Below are 20,409 nucleotides of genomic sequence, written 5' to 3' on the forward strand. Positions count from 1 at the left end.
TACATCGAGCTTACCCATCGTTGACATATTGATACGCCATTATGTTTGAATAGCGAATAATGTTTTTTTGAATAATTGATAACGTGTATGAAGAACAAATTCATTTTATTTTTGGGACTAGTTTCTAGTACGGCAATGGCGGCAAGCGAACCAACGGATCTATCAGTTGGTATGGCTGTCGATCAACAATTAAGTGTTGTTGTAGAGTTAGATAACAAATATCGTGGCATTATCGGAAACGATGGTATGGCGTTTGATTACATCGCTAAGCGTGGAACATTCGATCAAAACATGCCTGTGACTTGGTATGTCGGCGTTGGTGGCTGGTATGAATGGGATGACGAGTTTGGTGTGAGAGTACCACTTGGCGTGAACTGGGATTTATCACGCGGCTGGGACCTTTATGGTCAAATACACCCAGAGCTAGATCTTTACAAAGGTGCTGACTTGCAACTTGGCGGCGCCGTTGGCATCAAGTACAGTTTCTAGAATAAAAGAAACATAAAAAAACGCCGGTAAATACCGGCGTTTTTTGTTTGGAATGCAATACTGTTATTGTTTATCCATGGCTCGCTTGATGCAAACGGCAGCGCCGCCCCAAGTGATACCTAAACCAATAACCATCATAATAATTGCGCTGATTGTCATTTTGCTGTCTCCTTGCGGTTCACTGCGTTGATCACTAGACCAAAGATAAAGAGTGCGGCGATAAGTGCCCAGCCTAAAGTTAGATCATAGCCACCGTAGCCTTCAGTAATTAGGGCGTATAGCTTGGTCGCTAAGATAATGGCGAGCATGATTGGTGTAACGAAGCGTAAGCAGATCTCGAACCATTGACCAACAGAGAAATCAGAGCGCTCGTTAACGTAATTACGTACTTCTGGCACGCGCTTCAATAGCCACGCCATCAAGACAATCTCAACCAGACCACCAACCATGATGCCAACGTTGTTTGCAAAGTGGTCTACTAGATCGAGTAGCAGCAGACCGCCATTGGTAGCAAACGCCATAGAGACAACGAAGCCAATACCAATCACAACATTTGCAGCTTTTTTACGGCTCCACTTCAGCTTGTCGATAATGGCTGAAGTTACGGCTTCCATAATTGAAATATGCGAACTTAGACCAGCAACCACCAGTGCAAAGAAGAACAGTGGACCAAGAATATATGGGGCAGGTAGTAGGTTAATTGCCGCAGGTAAAGTAACAAAAGCCAAGCCAACGCCTGCAGATACCACCTCTGTTAACGGCTTACCTTGCTCTTGAGCCATGTAACCCAATACTGAGAAGATCATGATGCCGGCTAGGATCGAGAAGCCACAGTTGATCAACACGGTCATAAACGCGTTATTCGTTATGTCCGACTTTTCTGGTAGGTAGCTAGAGTAAGCTAGCATGATGGCGAAGCCGATACTTAACGTAAAGAAGATCTGACCATATGCCGCTGCCCATACTTTCACATCCCAAATTTTGCTGAAATCGGGTTCGAACATGTAGTTCACGCCATCTAGAGCTCCTGGCAAGAAAATCATACGTCCGATTAAGAAAATCACCATCAAGAATAGGATTGGCATCATAATTTTAGATGCTCGTTCAATTCCTGATTTCACGCCTTTGGCAATAGCGGTGTAAGTAATTGCCCAAGCAATTACCATGGATAAAGCAATCTTCCATTGAATACTGCCTAAGTCTGTTGGTGAGTTGTCACCTAGCTTTAGGTATTCACTAAAGAAAAATGCGTTGGTATCGGTTCCCCAACCTTGAGTGAACGACAACCCAAAGTAAGAAATCGACCAACCGATAACAGCCACATAGTAAACGGCAATAACTGCAGCCACACCAACTTGGAACCAGCCAAGCCATTCAAATTTAGAATGAATTTTCGCTAGTGTTTTTGGTGCCGAGCCTCGGTATTTTTGTCCCATACTGAACTCAAGGATCATAAATGGAATACCGGCAGTGATCATGGCAAAAATGTAAGGAATAAAAAATGCGCCGCCACCGTTTTCATAGGCCATGTATGGGAAACGCCAAATGTTTCCCAAACCGATAGCAGACCCAACTGCTGCTAAGATGAATCCCGCCCGGGATCCCCATTGTTCTCGCTTCATATTTGACTCCTATAAGACTCCCTGAGGAATGAAGCTCTCTACGTAACACAGTAATAATTGCGCAAACAGTTGGAAGAAAGGACCGCTGTTATCCATCAGCTTTTCTATCCTTAATTCTAACTTTTTATAATTTTATAGAGCTATATTCTGGCTACTGTAAGAGAAAGTAGATTATTAATCTTAAAATTTTGATGTGTGTTTGATAAAACTGAAATATTTATCTGTTTTCACTGATCAGACTAACTTCTAATAATACTTAGCGCAATAGAATCTAAATGTTAATTCAGATGCGTTGTCTGGTTTTAATCTTGTTAAATTTGAGTTTGATTGTGGTTTTGTGTGGGTGGTTGGTTGTTTGTCTGGAATAAATAACTGGGATCTAATAATTGCTTTGGTGTTTAAGACTATTTTGATGAATTAGGGCGTACGGCTATCTTTTGTGCACCTATCTAGATGATGCTTCGTTACTTTGCCAAACAATGGTGTTTAGACGATATCCTTTATCGGCTCTGTGCAGGACTCGTTCAGCGTTCTTTGTGACGAGTCCTACAAAGGAACATGCATAAAAATTAGAAGCGGAAACTAAAACCGACATTTGATTGGAATTGGTTCATCCAATCAGTATCGAACTTAATGATACAGTTTGAGCCGTCATTAGGTAGAGTACAGGCGCCAGATGTATCGTTATCAACGACCGTTCCTAACCATCTCAGTTGGGCCGTTAATGCAAAGTTCTTTGAAAATTCATATTCCAGCCCTGCAAAAGCGCTAGCCGAAAATCCGTATTTTTTGTCTACCCAATCCACATCGGCATAAGAAGCGCCCAAACCTACACCGATATAGGTTTGCCAATTTTCTGCGACAGGATAGTACATGCTGCTTTGGAAGTGCAGATAATGTATATCTGCCGAGTTGGACAGCTTTTCAAGTTCCGTCGATTGATTGGAGTAAAACAATCCGATCCTTCCTTTTTCTAAGGGAGTCTCGACTGAAAGAGCGTAATTCACTGCGGGGTCGAGAGCGTATGTATTACCACTTTCATCCTCTACTTGGCCGCCTCCTGTATAGCCTATGTATGGCGTAACGATGATATTCGCTTGTGCATTGATAGCAGTACTCATCATCATGATTCCTACTAGCCAGCTGAGTTTTTGGTTCATGCCCTATCTCCTTATTATGACTAAGCTAATTGTGATGGGTTAGTCAAAATTGCGCGACTAAATTAAGCAAATCTTGAACATATTTCACACCGGTGTTATTAATTTGTTACATATTAAGGAGGTGTTTATGGAACACGATCTAAAATCCGCATTAATCATTGTGGTGACTGTTTTTGCAGTGCTTTTGTCATTTGGCATCATTGCTATTACAACAGCTTAAGATAACCACTTTTACCAAACGTTTTAACAAAACGGCGTGAGCCTATGATACGTAACAGCGGTATAATCACAGAAAGCCATGCAGAGCTTGATGTAAAAGTTTATGAGCACTTTAGGCATGGTAAAACTGCTTTAGTCACGCAAGGTGGAGGGCAGAGAGGGATTTTTACCGCTGGCGTTTTAGACGCCTTTTTACTTTCCAACTTCGATCCTTTCGATGAATTCTATGGCACCTCTGCCGGAGCACTTAACTTATGTTCTTACTTGTGTCGTCAACATGGCATGGGCAAAGCTTTTATTACCGAGCTGACAACGTCTCCTGAATTTTTTAATCTGTTTCGCTATATCCGAAAGCAGCAGTACTTAGGTTTAGAGTGGGCATTAGAACGGATTCAAGATTTCCCATACAAGCTTGACCTTGATTTAGGTCGCAGCGCATTGGGAAAACGAGGAGCGTTTGCTGCGGTAACGAATATAGAGACGCTATCAGATCAATATCTACCAATCTTGGATGACTCGTGGTTTAACACTATGCTAGCGACATGTGCGATTCCCAAGTTGTACCACGGACCTGTCGACGTAAATGGCAATAAATTTGTTGATGGCGGCGTGTCTGCCTCTATCCCTGTACAAGAAGCGTGGCGTCAGAATGCTCGCAACATTATTGTCATTCGCACAGAGCCGTTTTCAGAGATTGAAGCGAGAGCCCAAAGTGAAGTGGGGGATGTGCCTGTCGAATGGTATCGAGAGTCTATCAACTCAGTACAGCAATCATGGCAGCAAAAAGTGAATCAGTGGAAGCTGGATTGGGCGTCGTTCTTCCAACAAAAAATTAATGCAGCACATCAATCGAAGCTTGCAGGGAAAATGCTGTTAAATGGAGGCCGTTGGTTGTTCGGTGCCGATAACTTGTATCGTTTAAGTCATTTGATTGGTGAGAATTTTGATTCAGGTTTAGCCGACATGCTGATGATTCATTATCAAACATTTGAGCTCACTCAGGCCTTTATATCTGCTCCACCTGACGACACTTTTATTTTACAAGTTGCGCCTAAAGAGGGACTTCGTTCTTCTTCTTTGTTAAGTGACCAAGAGTCACTAGAGCATGACTATCAACTTGGGCTTCAAGCTGGGTTTAACCTAGTTCAACTCTATGACCAGCTGGATGTTGAAATTGATGGTAGAGAGAGTGCATAAACCTTCTTACGTTCACGATGTGCGCAATATACAAAGCATATAAATAAGGCTCCATTTTCGGAGCCTTATTTGCGGGTTCTTGTGGTTAACTCCGGTTAGGTATAACTACTACGCTTGTAGAATGCGCATGCAGTTGGTTGAGCCAACAACATCCATTACATCGCCTTGAGTAATAATGACTAAATCACCTTTGTGCAAGAACCCTTGCTCTTTAAGGCTAGTAATAGCTGCTTGAGCCGTTGGTAAACCCGCATCACTTTTTGACTCGAAATATACAGGTGTCACGCCTCGGTATAATGCTGCTCGATTTAGTGTCGATTCATTCCGTGATAAGGCAAATATTGGCAAGCCAGAGCTTAAGCGAGACATCATCAACGCAGTCCTGCCGGACTCAGTTAACGAGATCATCGCTTTAATTCCTTCCATGTGATTCGCAGAGTACATGGTTGCCATTGCGATGGTTTCTTCAGCGGTTTCGAAGGTTCTATCTAAGCGATAGGTTGATAGACTTGCCTCCGACATTTTTTCTGCCCCCACACATACTTCGGCCATGGATTTGACCGTTTCTACAGGATATTTACCTGCAGCAGTCTCTCCAGACAGCATCACCGCGTCAGTGCCGTCTAGAACCGCATTGGCTACATCCATCACTTCAGCACGCGTTGGCATTGGGCTAGTAATCATGGATTCCATCATTTGTGTCGCAGTAATCACGATACGGTTTAAACTGCGTGCGCGGCGAATCAGTTTTTTCTGGACACCAATGAGCTCAGGGTCACCGATTTCTACACCAAGGTCACCACGTGCAACCATCACTACATCGGATGCGAGAATAATGTCGTCAATAGACTCATTGGTCGCGACGGTTTCTGCTCGTTCGACTTTAGCCACTAACATGGCTTCAAGGCCTGCATCTCTGGCTAAGCGTCGAGCGTAATGCATGTCTTCGCCGTTACGCGGGAATGAAATAGCAAGGTAGTCTACTTGAATTGCTGCGGCGGTAAGAATGTCGGCTTTATCTTTCTCTGTGAGCGCATCCGCTGACAATCCGCCGCCTTTTTTGTTGATCCCTTTATTGTTGGACAGTGGGCCACCGACAATCACACGGGTATGAACTTTATTACCCTCTACTGTAGTAACTTGCAGCTGAACGCGTCCATCATCGAGTAATAAAATGTCATTTGGTGAAACATCTTGCGGTAGTTCTTTATAATCTAACCCTACAGATTCTTGATTGCCTTCACCTTTTGGTAAATCACTATCTAATGTGAATTTATCGCCCACATTCAAAATGACTTGGCCGTCTTTAAACGTTGATACACGGATTTTAGGGCCTTGTAAGTCACCAAGAATTGCAACCTGACGCCCAAGTCTTGCTGCAATGGTACGGACTTTGTTCGCACGTTGAATGTGGTCTTCACTGGTTCCATGTGAAAAATTCATACGGACAACGTTTGCACCGGCTTTGATGATCTCCTCAAGTATATTGTCCTTATCCGTTGAAGGACCCAGCGTAGTGACAATTTTTGTTCGTCTTAATTTGGAAGTCATAGATTCTCCGATGAATGTGTGTGTAAAGGTAACTTGAACTCTATCCTTACTTTACGCAATCGCTCTCAAGGTTAGCCTCGTTGCTGAGCCCACACCTTAAAGCTACTTGAATATAAGTATATGCACAGAATGTTTACATTAAGAGTAACCCCGGTAAAACAGACAGATATTCGACAGGCAATGGCCTTATTGATAAAAATGCGCTGCTTTAAAGGCACTACTTCATAATTTAGTGAATAAAAATAAGTTATTTTTCAAACAATTTAACAGGAGTAGATTCTTCGTTATTTGATTGAATACACAAACAAACAGGTTTATACGTGATGCTTGTCACGGGGATTTATTAATTCACTTCACAATTAGTTCGCAAAGTAAAAAAATTGTCCCGTTATAGAATTTCGGAGTGCAAGATGTACATGGCTCAACCGGGCCATATTGATCATATCAAACAGGTCAATGCTGGTCGTGTATATAAACTAATTGACCTAAAAGGTCCTATTTCTCGAATTGATTTGTCCAAGCAGAGTGAGCTTGCTCCTGCTAGTATCACCAAAATCACTCGAGAATTAATTGAAGCGCACTTGATTCATGAAACGACAGTACAAGAAGCGACGAGTCGTGGTCGACCTGCTGTCGGTTTGCAGGTCAATAATGAAGGCTGGCAATTTTTGTCAATGCGTTTGGGGCGGGGTTATTTAACCATTGCTTTGCATGAGTTAGGCGGTGATGTACTGATCGATACTAAAATCGAGATACACGAGCTTGACCAAGACGATGTGCTTGAGCGCCTGCTTTACGAAATTGATGAATTTTTTCAGACTTACGCGGATCAACTGGATCGGGTTACCAGTATTGCCCTTACACTGCCTGGTCTCGTGAACTCAGAGCAAGGTGTCGTTTTGCAGATGCCTCATTACAATGTCGAAAATCTTGCTCTTGGACCAGAGATATACAAAGCAACAGGCTTGCCAGTTTTCATTGCCAATGACACGCGAGCTTGGGCATTAGCAGAAAAGCTTTTTGGTCATTCTCAAGATAATGACAACTCCGTTCTTATCTCTATCCACCACGGTTTAGGTGCGGGCATCATTCTGGATGGGCGCGTTTTGCAAGGCCGTCACGGTAACATTGGTGAACTCGGGCATATTCAAATTGACCCAAATGGAAAACGTTGTCATTGCGGCAATATTGGCTGTTTGGAAACCGTTGCCAGTTCTCAAGCAATTCGTGAAGAAGTCGTAAGACGAATCGCTGATGGCGAAGACTCTATTCTTGCTAAACAAGAAGAAATGAGTATTGAGAGCATTTGTGAAGCCGCTGCAAACGGTGATCCTTTGGCCGTCGATGTGATTGAAAAACTTGGAGGCTACTTAGGCTCTGCAATTGCTATTGTGATCAACTTATTTAACCCTGAGAAAATCTTGATCGGTGGTGTGATTAACCAAGCAAAAGATGTGCTTTATCCTGCGGTTCGTCGCTGTATCGAAGAGCAGAGTTTACCTGTTTATCACCAAGATCTTGAGCTGGTGGAGTCTCGTTTCTATAAGCAAGCCACAATGCCTGGTGCCGCGTTGATTAAGCAAGCGTTGTACGATGGTCAACTATTGATGAAGGTTGTGGAAGGTTAAGTACTTTTTAACATGATGATGTGCCTGGCTGTTGAGACTGCATTTGTAGGTGATTTAGGGTGAGACTTAACGGCTCACCCTTTTTGATCGCCTATTACTAGAAAGGGAATTTGAGTTATGTTGCATTGCTATATCTGCGCCATTCATGTAATTTCCTAAAAAGCTCAAGTAAATAAACAAAATGGCTTTCAATGTGCTGCGTGACTTTGCGTCTGATGCAAAGAGAAGTAATACGCTAAAACTGTTGTACTTTAAAGCTGTGCTCGAAAAGCCAAATATTTTAAGGTTATTTGGTTATATAACCTTGCTGTGTCTGTACTGATTTCGAGTAAAATAAGAATTATCCATAATTTAGGTAGTAGTATGTCCGGAGTGTTAAATACGGTTGACCAGCGTACAAACTTGGTTGGTGAAAATCGACTAGAGCTTCTGCTGTTCACTTTAAATAGTCGCCAGTTATTTGCGATTAATGTATTCAAAGTGAAAGAGGTCATCAAGCTTCCACCGTTAACCAAGCTCCCTGGATCGCACTACAATATTCGTGGGGTTGCTTCTCTACGAGGTGAAGCGGTACCAGTGATTGATTTACGAGGCGCAATTGGTTTTCCTGCTTTACGTGGTGAAGCGGAAGAAGAAAATTTGATCGTGACAGAGTACAACCGCACGGTGCAGGGCTTCTTAGTCGGCCCGGTTAAAAACATTATTAATACGGCATGGACTGAAATTCAGCCGCCTCCTTCCACGTCTGGTCGCTCGAATTACCTCACGGCTATCACGCAAATCAAAGAGGGGGATGCCTCTCAAATTGTCGAAATTATTGACGTTGAAAAAGTTTTAGCAGAGATCGTACATTACGACGTGACTATCTCGGAGGACATTCTCGATCAAGAATTGGCCCAAGCAATGGTCGGGCGTAATGTTCTGATTGTGGATGATTCCTCTACAGCTCGTAATCAAGTTCGCGATACGCTTTCTCAATTGGGTATGAATATCATCGAGTGCCGTGACGGGCTAGAAGCGTTAACGGTTTTAAAACGTTGGTGTGATGAAGGTAAAGATGTAGAAAAAGAGCTGTTGATGATGATTACGGATGCTGAAATGCCTGAAATGGACGGTTATAAACTGACCCATGAAGTGCGCCAAGATCCACGTATGTCTAAGTTGTTTATCACATTGAACACTTCTCTGAGCGGTAGTTTTAATGAAGCCATGGTGCAAAAAGTAGGCTGTGATCGCTTTATATCTAAATTCCAACCGGATCTGCTGGTTGAAGTTGCTCAAGACCGATTACGCCAGATGCTTTCTAAAAGTGCATGATTAGATCTAGTGAAATCAGAGGGAGCGCACCTCTCTCTGATTTTTAACATCTCTCTCCTTAATTCCTCTGTACTAATGGAAATCCCGAGATTTACTTTGTAGATTGTTCAAGTAGTGCGTGCAATCAATCAACTTACCAGCAATGACGTGCGTGACTTCTCCCTCTCTTTCAAGAATGCCTTTCACCATTAATACTTTAGCGCCTAAATACGCTTGCTTTTGGGCTCGTGCTGTCGCTTGCCAAACGACCACATTAATGTTGCCCGTGTCATCTTCTAACGTAAAAAATGTCACGCCAGCGGCGGTGCCTGGAGATTGTCTTCCTGTTACCACACCTACCACTGTGACCAGTGACTTATGCGGTTTCTCTGTCAGTTGCCTCATGCGGGTAAAGTGAGGGAGTTTGCCCGTTTCTTCTAATAATTTAATTGGATGGCGGCTAAGAGATAGTCCCGTGCTTGCGTAATCCTCAATTAAATTTTCATATTCAGAAGGTTGAGTCTGGTAGCTAACATTGGGTTCTTCGACCTTGTGAAACAATGGTAGGTCAGATAAGGAATCCATTGCTGCCCAGCGAGCGTTATAACGATTCCCCGATAAGGCCTGAAATGCATTGGCTGAAGCCAATAATTCAATGTCACTTCGGCTTCTTAATATCTGCTTTACTTCTTGAATCGATCGGTAACCATTAAGTGGTTTGCGCTCAATAAGTCTTTGTGCGCTTTCTGCGTTAAAGCCTTTCACCAAGCGAAAACCAAGTTGCACGCCGAGCCTGCCATTCGGACGTGAGACGAGATGATGTTGATATTTTGAATGATTGACGCACACCGGCAATACTTCGACGCCATGTCGGCGAGCATCTTGTACTAATTGCGATGGGCTATAAAATCCCATTGGTTGGCTGTTCAACAATGCAGTGTAAAATTCGGCTGGGTAATAATATTTTAACCATGCAGAACAATATGCCAGCACTGCGAAAGACGCTGAATGACTTTCAGGGAAGCCGTACTCACCAAAGCCGCAAATCTGATCGAAAATGCGCTCAGCAAACGCTAAGTCATAGCCTCTCTCTTGCATACCATTGATCAGTTTTGGTCTGAATTTAGCGAGATCGCCATTCTTTTTCCATGATGCCATCGCTCGACGGAGTTGATCGGCCTCGCCGCCGCTAAACCCTGCGGCTACCATGGCTAGCTTGATGACTTGCTCTTGGAAAATAGGGACGCCCATAGTCCGCTCAAGAACGCTTTTTACTTCTTCCGATGGATAACTGACAGGCTCTTTGTGATCTCGTCGTTTTAAAAAAGGATGCACCATATCACCCTGAATAGGGCCTGGACGAACAATTGCAATTTGAATCACTAAGTCGTAATAACAAGCAGGCTTTAGGTGAGGAAGCATGCTCATTTGTGCACGAGATTCTATTTGGAATACGCCTATCGTGTCGGCTTTTTGGATCATGCGATACACGTGTGGATCATCTTGTCGGCGAGTGATCTCGGAAATCGAGAGGGATCGCTGGTGATGTTTCTCGACCAGTTGAAAGCACTTTTTGATGGCGTTTAACATGCCGAGTGCGAGTACATCGACTTTTAGTAGCTTCAAGCTTTCTAAATCGTCTTTATCCCATTGAATGATAGTGCGATCTTCCATCGAGGCATTTTCAACAGGTACCAACTCATATAAAGGGCCAGATGAAATTACAAAGCCACCTACGTGCTGAGATAAATGGCGTGGGAAGCCAATGATCTCGTTGACCAATTGGATAAACTGCTGCCCTTTGAGAGATTCTGGTTGTAAGCCAAGTTCAATAATTTGAGCTTGCCAGCCTTGGCTGCGATCTCGGCGATTAACGTTCTTAATGAAAAAATCTAATTGGGTCTCTTCAATCCCTAGTGCTTTACCGACTTCACGCACGGCACTTTTAAAGCGATAGCTGATCACTGTTGCAGCAAGTGCTGCACGCTCACGACCATATTTTTTGTAAATATACTGGATAACTTCTTCACGGCGCTCGTGTTCAAAGTCCACATCAATATCCGGCGGTTCCTTACGTTCTTTACTGATAAATCGTTCGAATAAGACAGCGATTTGTCGAGGATCGACGGCGGTAATTTCCAGGCAATAACACACTACAGAGTTTGCAGCGGAACCTCGCCCTTGGTAAAGAATACCTTGCTGTTTCGCAAACATTACGATGTCGTGAATAGTAAGGAAGTAGTAGTGGTATTTAAGCTCTTGAATAAGCGCCAGTTCATTCTCGATGGTTTGATTGACTTCTGCGGGCACGCCTTCAGGAAAACGCAGCTTTTTACCACGTTCGACCAACATACGTAAGTAAGAGTCGGGTGTATAACCATCTGGGATCAGCTCGGTAGGATATTCGTATTTTAAATCGGAGAGCTTAAACTCGCATAAATCGGCGATGTAAGTACTTTCTTCCAGCCATTCTGGTTTGTAAATCCGAATCAACTTTTTAAAAGGACGAAGCGCTCGCTCAGTATTCGAAATACGGTCAAAACCGAGTTTATCGACGCTACACCCATGTTTTATAGCAGTAAGTACATGCTGTAATGGCAAGCGTTCAACGTCATGCATGAGAACGCCTCCGCAGGCAGTTATAGGTAATTGAAATTCATGTGCTAACTGCTCGCAGTGCGCAATGTACTCAGTATCGTTGTTACTCAAATGGCGCTGAATCGCTACCCACAAACGATTAGCGTGGTGTTGATTGAGCCAGCGCCCCCAATAGTGATCACTCTCTTGATGTGTGGGCAGCCACAATACCAAACAATGTCGAACCGACATCAAATCCCATTCGAACAGTTGATAGTTGCCTTTTTCACTGCGTCTCCTTGCGTTTGTGATGATACGACACAACTCGGCATAAGCCTTGCGACAAGGGCAAAGCAGTACGATTTGGCATTCATCATTTAACCAAAACATACTTCCAACGATTTGTTTGATATCGAGTTTATGTTGTTCGATGGTCGCATGGGCTTTGACAACGCCCGCGACTGAACATTCATCCGTTATAGCTAGAGCTTGATAGCGATAGAAAGCAGCTTGGAGTACCAGCTCTTCTGCATGAGAAGCCCCAGTCAAAAAAGAGAAGTTAGACTGACAAAATAGTTCCGCGTAACTCATAATGACCCAACAAAAATAACTGTCGATTTAACAAAAATAGCCATGAAGAAACCAGTGCTTGTGCTGATCACGAAATATCCATAACCAGCGGCCTTGCTTGGTGTGTGCAATGTAGTAATCACGCATGATCTCATCACCATCCCACCACCCAGAAACTATTCGCTCAGGTCCGTGGACCAAAGAAACTTGCTCTTGCAATACAATGGGAGTCGGTAATTGCATTGCTGGGCGTAGTATGGATGGTATGGCGTGCCCCTTTTCATCCGTAGCATCAGCAGGGCGATACTGACTGGCCTTTTCTGGTCTAGGATCGCAAGCAATATTGGGTTTTAAAACGGCACTTTTCCCCAATTTAGCTTGCAGTAAAGAAAGCAACTCTAAAGCATTCATGTTTCCTTTCTGCCCAGCAAAGAGATCGCGTGATGCACTAAGAGGCTCACCTTGACGGATGACTTTTAACGTTAGCCCTGTGACTGGGCCATTAAGCGAGAGTGACTCTAAGCTCAAACTCGCTAACTGTTGCCAACGCTGACATAGGTAATCACCTTGCGCAGAAGTGAGTTGAAGGTGTTGCTCTTGTTTCTCACGCTGGTGGAGTGTTAAACACAGTTCAAAAGCGACCTTATCTCTTAATTTAAGAAAGATTTCGAGTTGACGAAGTAATTTGGCCAACGGCTTTTCAATCCACTGAACGTTTTCGATCTCAAACAACAGCTCTAAATAAACTTGGAAGGATTCGGTAGGGTGATAAAAGTCGACAGGGTGTTTAAACTGCCCAGTCAGTCGACCAACGTAGTTCACCAAATCGATATCAAAGCGTCGTGCGATGTCTTGCAATGGCAGTTCAAGCAGGTTTTGCAATGTGGTGACACCTACACGTTGTAACTTCTCTACGGTAGCGTTTGATAAATCTGTCAGTTTTAACGGTAGTGGTGATAAAGCTTTTTGTATGGCAGATTTGTCTTCACTGATGACGTTCGCTCCTGATATTGCCATCAATTTGGCAGCAAAAGGAGAAAAACCACATCCGAATTGAAAACTCAGTTTCAGCTCCGATAAGTGAGCTCTGACTTTATTCCAATAGTTTTCAAGCCCTTCATACAGAGCGAGCATTGGAGTAGCACGCAGTAAAATACCTTGGTTTGGCATCAACACAACGTCAGATGTGATCAAATACAACCACTGAGCTACCTCTTGTAATTTATTTAATTCGGTTTGTGGATGATAAGGATGCACTTGTAAATCTCGACACAAGGACGCAGCACTGCCTAGGCCCATACCTGGCTTAATGCCTTGTTGTTCGGCAATCTCGTTGTATTGAATAATCTGGCAACGTTGGCTTTCGACAATCACCACGGGTTGTTCTTGGTTATCACCAAAGAGTGCGTCTAGCTGTAGGCGAGGGAAGTGCAAGTAAATCCACAGAGCCATATCACTAACCTTGGTTCGCCAGTGGGAAATTGACCACAGTCGAGTGCACAGTTTCAGATGATGGTTTCACCAGTTGCGGGTAATGGTGTTGGAAGCCGATACTAACGCTACCTCTATTCCAGCCTCCTTTCCTTTTCAGCACTTCAACATTAATCCCTTGCTCGTCGCCTTTCAGTTTTAAACTGAGTGACACAGGCAAAGACAAGCGGTTGATAGTATCTGTTTTAAGCATAAAGAGCGGGCAACTCCCTTGTTCACTTGCTACCTGTAAGCGTTTCACTTGATGTATTTCAAGCTCTTCTTGCCATAACAAAACATTACTGCATACCCCACTTTTCAGACATTGCTCTGCAGCCCAAAGAGCATCTTTGGGATGAGCTGGATTAACAACCCACACTTGGTTTATATCCAACCCGATGTAGTGTAAAAACAGAGAATTCACTAGCGCAGGTGGTTGAATAAATGCGGTTATACCATTGGTCTGAGTGGCTTTTAAATAGGGAGCGAGCAAACGCAATTCACCAATACTACCAATAGATTCCATCTCCACTACGCCATGAGGTGGAAAGCCTCCGCCGAGCAAATCATCTAATTCAGAAAAACCGGAACTAGTCTGCAACTGCTGAGGATCTGCTTTCGTTAAATTTGCTTGCCAAACAAGGTGTTGGCTTTTTAAGTTCTGAATAATATCTTGCATAATAAACGCCTGTATATATGTACAGTATATTTCTGTGGGAGAAAGTCGCAAGATTTTTATGAAGAGAGAAATGAAAAAAGGCAGCGTTTGCTGCCTTTTCAATCGATTATGTGAGGTAACCTGAATGAGTTATTTACGCTTCGGTTGAGCGTCGATGCACTGACCGTTCACATCGGTAACCGCAGGATCCATTAAGTGCAAATATAGCGGCATGATATCCAGTGGCGTTTTGAGAGTATTCGCATCTTCACCCGGATATGCTTTTTCACGCATGCGAGTACGAGTGGCACCAGGGTTAATTGCGTTAACGCGGATCGGTGTATCACTCAGCTCGTCAGCCAAAACTTGCATCATGCCTTCTACGGCAAATTTAGAGATAGCGTATGGCCCCCAGAATGCGCGGCCAGAGTGGCCGACGGTTGAAGAGGTAAAGATAATACGCCCAGCTTCTGATTTACGCATCACAGGCAGTAGTGCTTGAGTCATTAGCACTTCGGCTTTCACGTTGATCTGCATGATATCGTCGAAGTCTTCCTCTTTGATTTGATCAAATGGACACAGCGAACTCAAGACACCTGCGTTGTGTAATAGACCATCCAAGCGACCAAACTGTCCTTCGATTGTCTCTGCCATATCAATGTAATTCTGCTGAGTTGCGCCCTTGAGATCCAATGGAATGATAGCTGCTTGTGGATAGCCAGCAGCTTCAATCTCATCATAGATAGATTCAAGGTTTTGCACATTTCTACCCAAGAGAATAACAGTTGCACCGTGCTCGGCATAAGAAAGCGCGGCTTGACGGCCGATGCCATTACCAGCGCCAGTAACAAGAATGACTTTACCTTTTAGAGCATCAGCTGAAACGGAGTAGTTCACGGCGATAAATCCTTATTATTGTAAGAGGGTCCATGATAGTTAATTGACGCTAAAAAACGCCTGTTTCTCAATGGAAAATCTTGGTAATCGTGACAAGATGGTTACAATACACCAATTCATGTGTTATACCAATTCCAGAACTTTCGTTAGGTATGCTATCAATCAGAACAAGTGGTTACAAACCGCGCTGCCTTCTCGCTGATGTTTCTGCGTAACATACTAACGTCATCTGAAATGAGATAAAGGAGCTCTCGTTGGAATTTTTATTAGATTATGGTCTGTTTCTGGCCAAAATTATCACGGTGGTTGCTGCGATAATTGTTCTGCTCATTATTGCAAAATCGGCTGGTGGCAAATCGGGTGCGGCGAAAGGGGAGTTAGAGATTACCAACCTTTCAGAGCAACACAAACAATCTGTTGAGCAGTTAGAGCATCATTTGCATGACGATGCTTTCATCAAGGCTCGAGATAAAGCCGTCAAGAAAGAAGAAAAAGAGAAGAACAAATCTCGCGAGAAAGAAATCAAACAAGCGAGCAAAGACGGTTCATTAGATAGCAAGCGTGAACCACACCTATTTGTTCTTGATTTCAACGGTAGCATAGACGCAAAAGAAGTCGCGTCTCTACGTGAAGAAATCACCGCTATTTTGGCTGTCGCACGTGAAGGTGATGAAGTGTTACTTCGCTTAGAGTCTGGCGGTGGTATGGTTCATGGTTACGGCCTTGCCTCTTCTCAACTGGACCGAATCAAAGCTGCGGGTCTTCCTCTGACCATCTCTGTTGACAAAGTTGCGGCAAGTGGTGGTTACATGATGGCATGTGTAGCAGATAAGATTGTTTCTGCACCATTTGCAATTGTGGGGTCTATTGGCGTTATCGCACAAATTCCTAACTTCAACAAACTGTTGAAGAAACATGACATTGAGTACGAACAACTAACAGCGGGTGAATATAAGCGCACGCTAACGATGTTCGGTGAGAATACCGATAAAGCGCGCGATAAGTTTAAGCAAGAACTTGAAGAAACACATGTCTTGTTTAAAGACTTCATTCGTGAGCGTCGCCCTAGTTTGGACCTAGACAAAGTAGCCACTGGTGAGCACTGGTTCGGTACACAAGCGAAAGAGCTTGGTTTGGTGGATGACATTAGTACATCTGATGATATCGTTGTTGCAGCATGCAAAGATAAAACTGTACTTTCTGTGCATTATGTACAAAAGAAAAAACTGGCCGACAAGCTAGCAGGTGTGGCGGGTAAAGTCGCTGATAGTGTGATTTTCAAGTTAGCTGAGCGTGGTCAAAAGCCGATTGTTTAATCGAGCTTAAGTTCATGGCATTTAAAACGGCGAGGGCAGAAGCTCTCGCCGTTTTTGTTGAACTTTATGTTTATTGATGAATCCAATTACGCATTAGGTGTAATGCTTTACACGACATTTTTCCTCGCTCCAAAGACTGATTACCCGTATAATGTGCGCCTCGAAAACCGAGCAAATTGCTGAAAAGAAACTATTGGTGGAGAAGAACATGTCCTCTCAAACTCCGGTTGTAACCGTAGATGGACCTAGTGGTGCAGGTAAAGGCACTTTATGTATGTTGCTGGCGAAAAAGTTGGGTTTCCAACTCTTAGATTCTGGCGCAATTTATCGTGTACTTGCACTCGCTGCGATTCACCACGGTGTCGACACCGAGTCAGAAGATGCTCTTGTCCCACTAGCAACACACCTAGACGTTCAATTTATCGCGGAAGGTGACTTAGTTAAGGTCATTCTAGAAGGCGAAGATGTGTCAGGGGAGCTTCGTAAAGAAGAAACGGGTATGGCAGCATCTAAAGTTGCGGCTTTGCCACGTGTTCGTGAAGCATTACTACGTCGTCAGCGTGCATTTGAGACCGCTCCGGGTCTGGTTGCTGATGGTCGTGATATGGGCACAATTGTATTCCCGAGTGCGCAAGCAAAAATCTTCCTTGATGCGAGTGCTGAAGAGCGTGCAAATCGACGCCTTAAACAGTTGCAAGAGAAAGGGTTAGATGTTAGATTTGCTGACCTTTTAAGCGAGATCCAAGAGCGTGACGACCGAGATCGTAACCGCCCAGTGGCGCCATTACGCCCTGCTGAGGATGCGCTTGTGCTAGATTCTACGTCGATGACTATCGACGAAGTAGTAGAAAAGGCACTACAATATATCGAATCGAAGCTAGCTGAGTAATAATACTCGACTAGGCTAAGAGCGTTGGTCGCAAGGATGATGACTGGCGAATTTAATAACCCCATGCGGTAGGATACCCGTGGAAGTTTAATTTATTGAAGATTAATTAAATGACTGAATCTTTTGCTCAACTCTTTGAAGAGTTTCTAAACGAAACAGAATTCCAACAAGGCAGCATCGTTAAAGGTACTGTAGTAGCTATCGAGAACGGTTTCGTTCTTGTTGACGCTGGTCTTAAGTCTGAATCTGCTATCCCTGCTGAACAGTTCAAGAACGCTGCTGGCGAACTTGAAGTTGAAGTTGGCGCTGAAGTAGACGTAGCTCTAGACGCTGTTGAAGATGGTTTCGGTGAAACTCAACTTTCTCGTGAGAAAGCTAAGCGTCACGAAGCTTGGATCGTACTTGAGAAAGCTTACGAAGAAGCTGAAACTGTTGTTGGTATCATCAACGGTAAAGTTAAAGGCGGTTTCACTGTTGAACTAAACGGTATCCGTGCTTTCCTTCCTGGCTCTCTAGTAGACGTACGTCCAATCCGCGACACTGCTCACCTAGAAAACAAAGAGCTAGAGTTCAAAGTTATCAAACTTGACCAAAAACGTAACAACGTAGTTGTTTCACGTCGTGCAGTTATCGAATCAGAGAACAGCGTTGAGCGTGACGAGCTTCTAGAAACTCTACAAGAAGGTTCTGAAGTTAAAGGTATCGTTAAGAACCTTACTGACTACGGTGCGTTCGTTGACCTAGGTGGCGTTGACGGTCTTCTACATATCACTGATATGGCTTGGAAGCGCGTTAAGCACCCATCTGAAATCGTTAACGTTGGTGACGAGATCCAAGTTAAAGTTCTTAAGTTCGACCGTGAGCGTACTCGCGTATCACTAGGTCTTAAGCAACTAGGCGAAGATCCATGGGTAGCAATCGCTAAGCGTTACCCAGAAGGTCACAAACTAACTGGTCGCGTAACTAACCTAACTGACTACGGCTGCTTCGTTGAAATCGAAGAAGGCGTTGAAGGTCTAGTTCACGTTTCAGAAATGGATTGGACTAACAAGAACATCCACCCTTCTAAAGTTGTTAATGTTGGCGACGAAGTTGAGGTTATGGTTCTTGAAATCGACGAAGAACGTCGTCGTATCTCTCTAGGTCTGAAACAGTGTAAAGCTAACCCATGGCAGTCATTCGCTGAAGCACAAGCTAAAGGCGACAAAGTTACTGGTAAGATCAAGTCTATCACTGACTTCGGTATCTTCATCGGTCTAGAAGGCGGCATCGACGGTCTAGTTCACCTATCTGACATTTCTTGGAATGTTGCTGGCGAAGAAGCTGTACGTGAGTACAAGAAAGGCGACGAGATCTCTGCAGTTGTTCTAGCAGTAGACGCTGAGCGTGAGCGCATCTCTCTAGGCATCAAGCAAATGGAAAATGACCCATTCAATGCTTACGTTGCTGACAACAAGAAAGGTGTTCTAGTTAACGCTACTGTAACTGCTGTTGACGCTAAAGGCGCTACTGTTGAAATCGCAGAAGGCGTTGAAGGTTACATCCGTGCTTCTGAAGTATCACGCGATCGCGTAGAAGATGCTTCTCTAATCCTAAGCGCTGGTGATGTTGTTGAAGCGAAGTTCACAGGTGTAGACCGTAAGAACCGCGTAATCAACCTATCTATCAAAGCTAAAGACGAAGCTGACGAGCAAGAAGCAATGGCATCTATCAACAAGCAAGATGACAATGCATTCGGTAACGCAATGGCTGACGCTTTCAAAGCTGCTAAAGGCGAATAATATACTCGCTTAAGCAAAAAAGGAGCCGCAAGGCTCCTTTTTTATATTTGGTCATATTTAAGTAGTAATACTAATGACAGTAAACTATCTTAATAAAAGGCATTTCTTCATTGCGCATTTTGCATAAAATTTGTCTAGAATTGTCAGCAAGTGTTTGTTGGAATTAGTATTACTTACTATAATAAGTGATAAAGATACTCAAAGAGGGCAACTATGACTAAGTCTGAACTGATTGAAAGACTCTGCGCTGAGCAAACACACTTATCAGCGAAAGAGGTAGAGGATGCTGTAAAAGATATTTTAGAGCACATGGCCTCTACACTAGAGAGCGGTGACCGTATCGAGATCCGTGGCTTTGGTAGTTTTTCTCTTCATTACCGCGAGCCTCGCGTAGGTCGTAACCCTAAAACGGGCGATAAAGTGGAATTGGAAGGTAAATACGTTCCACATTTCAAACCAGGTAAAGAACTTCGTGAGCGTGTAAATATTGGTTAATGCACTCTTATTAGTTTGAAAAAAGCGGCATACGTTTGTGTATGCCGCTTTTTTGTAATGTATCCAAGTTAGTCATACATCCAAGATCGTTTACTAATCTAATTGTGGATTCAGCCGTTTTCCTTGCTGCTTTCTATACCCAAATAACTTTAACTTCTAAGCATGTCTACAAACTAAGCATCTTGAGGTTACTTGGGTATAGATTATTGCTAATATACGTAGTCTGAAGAAGCATTTTCCTGCATAATCTTACCGACTTACTCCTAGAAGGGTGATGTAACATGAAAATTATAAAAATCGTTGCTGTTTTAGCTCTCTTTTTAATTGCATTGGCGTTAGGTTCCCAAAACCAAGAGCTCGTGACTTTTAACTATCTTCTAGCAAAAGGAGAGTTCCACTTATCTACGCTATTAGGTGTAGTATTTGTGGTTGGCTTTGCTTTAGCGTGGGTTATCTTTGGTAGCATCCAACTGAAAACTCAGCTACAGGTCCGTCGTTTAAAGAAAAAACTGAAAAAGTACGAACCAACTGAATCAAGCAACGCTGCTGATAAGCCAGCCATTGAAAAACAGGCATAAGGATAAGGCTTAACTT

The 20,409-nt window shown here is 43.5% G+C and carries 18 protein-coding genes; 10 read left to right on the forward strand and 8 right to left on the reverse strand.

Going from position 1 to position 20,409, the window contains the following annotated elements; all coding sequences use genetic code 11:
* The first annotated feature begins 87 nt into the window (after positions 1–87).
* The gene (locus R7Q46_RS10490; RefSeq protein ID WP_053349624.1) at positions 88–489 is read left to right on the forward strand and encodes a hypothetical protein; all 402 of its coding nucleotides are present in this window, start codon (positions 88–90) and stop codon (positions 487–489) included.
* 63 nt (positions 490–552) lie between these two features.
* On the opposite strand, the gene R7Q46_RS10495 is transcribed toward R7Q46_RS10490, so the two are convergent.
* From R7Q46_RS10495 to R7Q46_RS10505, 3 genes are all read right to left on the reverse strand, one after another.
* Positions 553–648, reverse strand: a complete 96-nt coding sequence (locus R7Q46_RS10495; protein ID WP_005372963.1) for a MetS family NSS transporter small subunit — start codon at positions 646–648, stop codon at positions 553–555.
* Positions 645–2,111: a sodium-dependent transporter gene (locus R7Q46_RS10500; protein WP_005372966.1), complete on the reverse strand. Its 1,467-nt coding sequence runs from the start codon at positions 2,109–2,111 to the stop codon at positions 645–647. Before R7Q46_RS10500 ends, R7Q46_RS10495 begins: the two co-directional genes overlap by 4 nt.
* A gap of 569 nt (positions 2,112–2,680) precedes the next feature.
* On the reverse strand, positions 2,681–3,271 hold the full coding sequence (locus R7Q46_RS10505) for an outer membrane protein (protein WP_053349626.1): 591 nt from the start codon (positions 3,269–3,271) through the stop codon (positions 2,681–2,683).
* Between the two features lie 127 nt (positions 3,272–3,398).
* Between R7Q46_RS10505 and R7Q46_RS10510 the strand changes: the two genes are divergently transcribed.
* On the forward strand, positions 3,399–3,491 hold the full coding sequence (locus tag R7Q46_RS10510) for a YnhF family membrane protein (RefSeq protein ID WP_005372970.1): 93 nt from the start codon (positions 3,399–3,401) through the stop codon (positions 3,489–3,491).
* 44 nt (positions 3,492–3,535) lie between these two features.
* The gene (locus R7Q46_RS10515) at positions 3,536–4,687 is read left to right on the forward strand and encodes a patatin family protein (protein ID WP_005372971.1); all 1,152 of its coding nucleotides are present in this window, start codon (positions 3,536–3,538) and stop codon (positions 4,685–4,687) included.
* A gap of 108 nt (positions 4,688–4,795) precedes the next feature.
* Here the strand turns inward: R7Q46_RS10515 and pyk are convergent, their stop codons facing one another.
* Complete coding sequence (gene pyk, locus R7Q46_RS10520) at positions 4,796–6,238, reverse strand: pyruvate kinase (protein WP_025767228.1); 1,443 nt, start codon at positions 6,236–6,238, stop codon at positions 4,796–4,798.
* A gap of 410 nt (positions 6,239–6,648) precedes the next feature.
* Between pyk and R7Q46_RS10525 the strand changes: the two genes are divergently transcribed.
* The gene (locus tag R7Q46_RS10525) at positions 6,649–7,866 is read left to right on the forward strand and encodes an ROK family protein (RefSeq protein ID WP_005372973.1); all 1,218 of its coding nucleotides are present in this window, start codon (positions 6,649–6,651) and stop codon (positions 7,864–7,866) included.
* A 363-nt stretch (positions 7,867–8,229) separates the two neighbouring features.
* On the forward strand, positions 8,230–9,183 hold the full coding sequence (locus R7Q46_RS10530) for a chemotaxis protein CheV (RefSeq protein ID WP_005372976.1): 954 nt from the start codon (positions 8,230–8,232) through the stop codon (positions 9,181–9,183).
* Between the two features lie 72 nt (positions 9,184–9,255).
* Here R7Q46_RS10530 and R7Q46_RS10535 read toward each other — a convergent pair whose 3' ends face one another.
* The 4 genes from R7Q46_RS10535 to R7Q46_RS10550 form a co-directional block, all read right to left on the reverse strand.
* Positions 9,256–12,330, reverse strand: a complete 3,075-nt coding sequence (locus R7Q46_RS10535) for an error-prone DNA polymerase (protein WP_318077488.1) — start codon at positions 12,328–12,330, stop codon at positions 9,256–9,258.
* Between the two features lie 27 nt (positions 12,331–12,357).
* On the reverse strand, positions 12,358–13,761 hold the full coding sequence (locus R7Q46_RS10540; protein WP_206970736.1) for a Y-family DNA polymerase: 1,404 nt from the start codon (positions 13,759–13,761) through the stop codon (positions 12,358–12,360).
* Between the two features lie 4 nt (positions 13,762–13,765).
* Complete coding sequence (imuA, locus tag R7Q46_RS10545) at positions 13,766–14,458, reverse strand: translesion DNA synthesis-associated protein ImuA (protein ID WP_054577653.1); 693 nt, start codon at positions 14,456–14,458, stop codon at positions 13,766–13,768.
* Between the two features lie 129 nt (positions 14,459–14,587).
* A complete protein-coding gene (locus R7Q46_RS10550; RefSeq protein WP_005372980.1) occupies positions 14,588–15,334 on the reverse strand; it encodes a YciK family oxidoreductase in 747 nt (248 codons plus the stop codon).
* 254 nt (positions 15,335–15,588) lie between these two features.
* On the opposite strand from R7Q46_RS10550, the gene sohB reads away from it, so the two are divergent.
* The 5 genes from sohB (at position 15,589) to R7Q46_RS10575 (ending at position 20,393) form a co-directional block, all read left to right on the forward strand.
* On the forward strand, positions 15,589–16,650 hold the full coding sequence (gene sohB / locus R7Q46_RS10555; RefSeq protein ID WP_318077489.1) for a protease SohB: 1,062 nt from the start codon (positions 15,589–15,591) through the stop codon (positions 16,648–16,650).
* A gap of 208 nt (positions 16,651–16,858) precedes the next feature.
* Complete coding sequence (cmk, locus tag R7Q46_RS10560; RefSeq protein ID WP_021033981.1) at positions 16,859–17,539, forward strand: (d)CMP kinase; 681 nt, start codon at positions 16,859–16,861, stop codon at positions 17,537–17,539.
* A 110-nt stretch (positions 17,540–17,649) separates the two neighbouring features.
* Complete coding sequence (gene rpsA, locus R7Q46_RS10565) at positions 17,650–19,320, forward strand: 30S ribosomal protein S1 (protein ID WP_005385817.1); 1,671 nt, start codon at positions 17,650–17,652, stop codon at positions 19,318–19,320.
* 213 nt (positions 19,321–19,533) lie between these two features.
* Entirely contained in the window at positions 19,534–19,815 is a 282-nt protein-coding gene (gene ihfB / locus R7Q46_RS10570) for an integration host factor subunit beta (RefSeq protein WP_005385816.1), read from the forward strand.
* Positions 19,816–20,096: 281 nt separating this feature from the next.
* The gene (locus tag R7Q46_RS10575; RefSeq protein WP_206957918.1) at positions 20,097–20,393 is read left to right on the forward strand and encodes a LapA family protein; all 297 of its coding nucleotides are present in this window, start codon (positions 20,097–20,099) and stop codon (positions 20,391–20,393) included.
* Positions 20,394–20,409 lie beyond the last annotated feature (16 nt).

It is taken from the genome of Vibrio sp. 811, from assembly GCF_033339195.1.

Bases quoted from the DNA above. Each gene is read 5' to 3' on its own strand.
- R7Q46_RS10535 (WP_318077488.1), bottom strand. From the start codon at position 12,330: ATGAGTTACGCGGAACTATTTTGTCAGTCTAACTTCTCTTTTTTGACT.
- rpsA (WP_005385817.1), top strand. From the start codon at position 17,650: ATGACTGAATCTTTTGCTCAACTCTTTGAAGAGTTTCTAAACGAAACA.
- R7Q46_RS10495 (WP_005372963.1), bottom strand. From the start codon at position 648: ATGACAATCAGCGCAATTATTATGATGGTTATTGGTTTAGGTATCACT.
- ihfB (WP_005385816.1), top strand. From the start codon at position 19,534: ATGACTAAGTCTGAACTGATTGAAAGACTCTGCGCTGAGCAAACACAC.
- R7Q46_RS10540 (WP_206970736.1), bottom strand. From the start codon at position 13,761: ATGGCTCTGTGGATTTACTTGCACTTCCCTCGCCTACAGCTAGACGCA.
- R7Q46_RS10530 (WP_005372976.1), top strand. From the start codon at position 8,230: ATGTCCGGAGTGTTAAATACGGTTGACCAGCGTACAAACTTGGTTGGT.
- R7Q46_RS10500 (WP_005372966.1), bottom strand. From the start codon at position 2,111: ATGAAGCGAGAACAATGGGGATCCCGGGCGGGATTCATCTTAGCAGCA.
- R7Q46_RS10575 (WP_206957918.1), top strand. From the start codon at position 20,097: ATGAAAATTATAAAAATCGTTGCTGTTTTAGCTCTCTTTTTAATTGCA.
- imuA (WP_054577653.1), bottom strand. From the start codon at position 14,458: ATGCAAGATATTATTCAGAACTTAAAAAGCCAACACCTTGTTTGGCAA.
- R7Q46_RS10505 (WP_053349626.1), bottom strand. From the start codon at position 3,271: ATGAACCAAAAACTCAGCTGGCTAGTAGGAATCATGATGATGAGTACT.
- R7Q46_RS10525 (WP_005372973.1), top strand. From the start codon at position 6,649: ATGTACATGGCTCAACCGGGCCATATTGATCATATCAAACAGGTCAAT.
- R7Q46_RS10490 (WP_053349624.1), top strand. From the start codon at position 88: ATGAAGAACAAATTCATTTTATTTTTGGGACTAGTTTCTAGTACGGCA.
- cmk (WP_021033981.1), top strand. From the start codon at position 16,859: ATGTCCTCTCAAACTCCGGTTGTAACCGTAGATGGACCTAGTGGTGCA.
- pyk (WP_025767228.1), bottom strand. From the start codon at position 6,238: ATGACTTCCAAATTAAGACGAACAAAAATTGTCACTACGCTGGGTCCT.
- R7Q46_RS10510 (WP_005372970.1), top strand. From the start codon at position 3,399: ATGGAACACGATCTAAAATCCGCATTAATCATTGTGGTGACTGTTTTT.
- R7Q46_RS10515 (WP_005372971.1), top strand. From the start codon at position 3,536: ATGATACGTAACAGCGGTATAATCACAGAAAGCCATGCAGAGCTTGAT.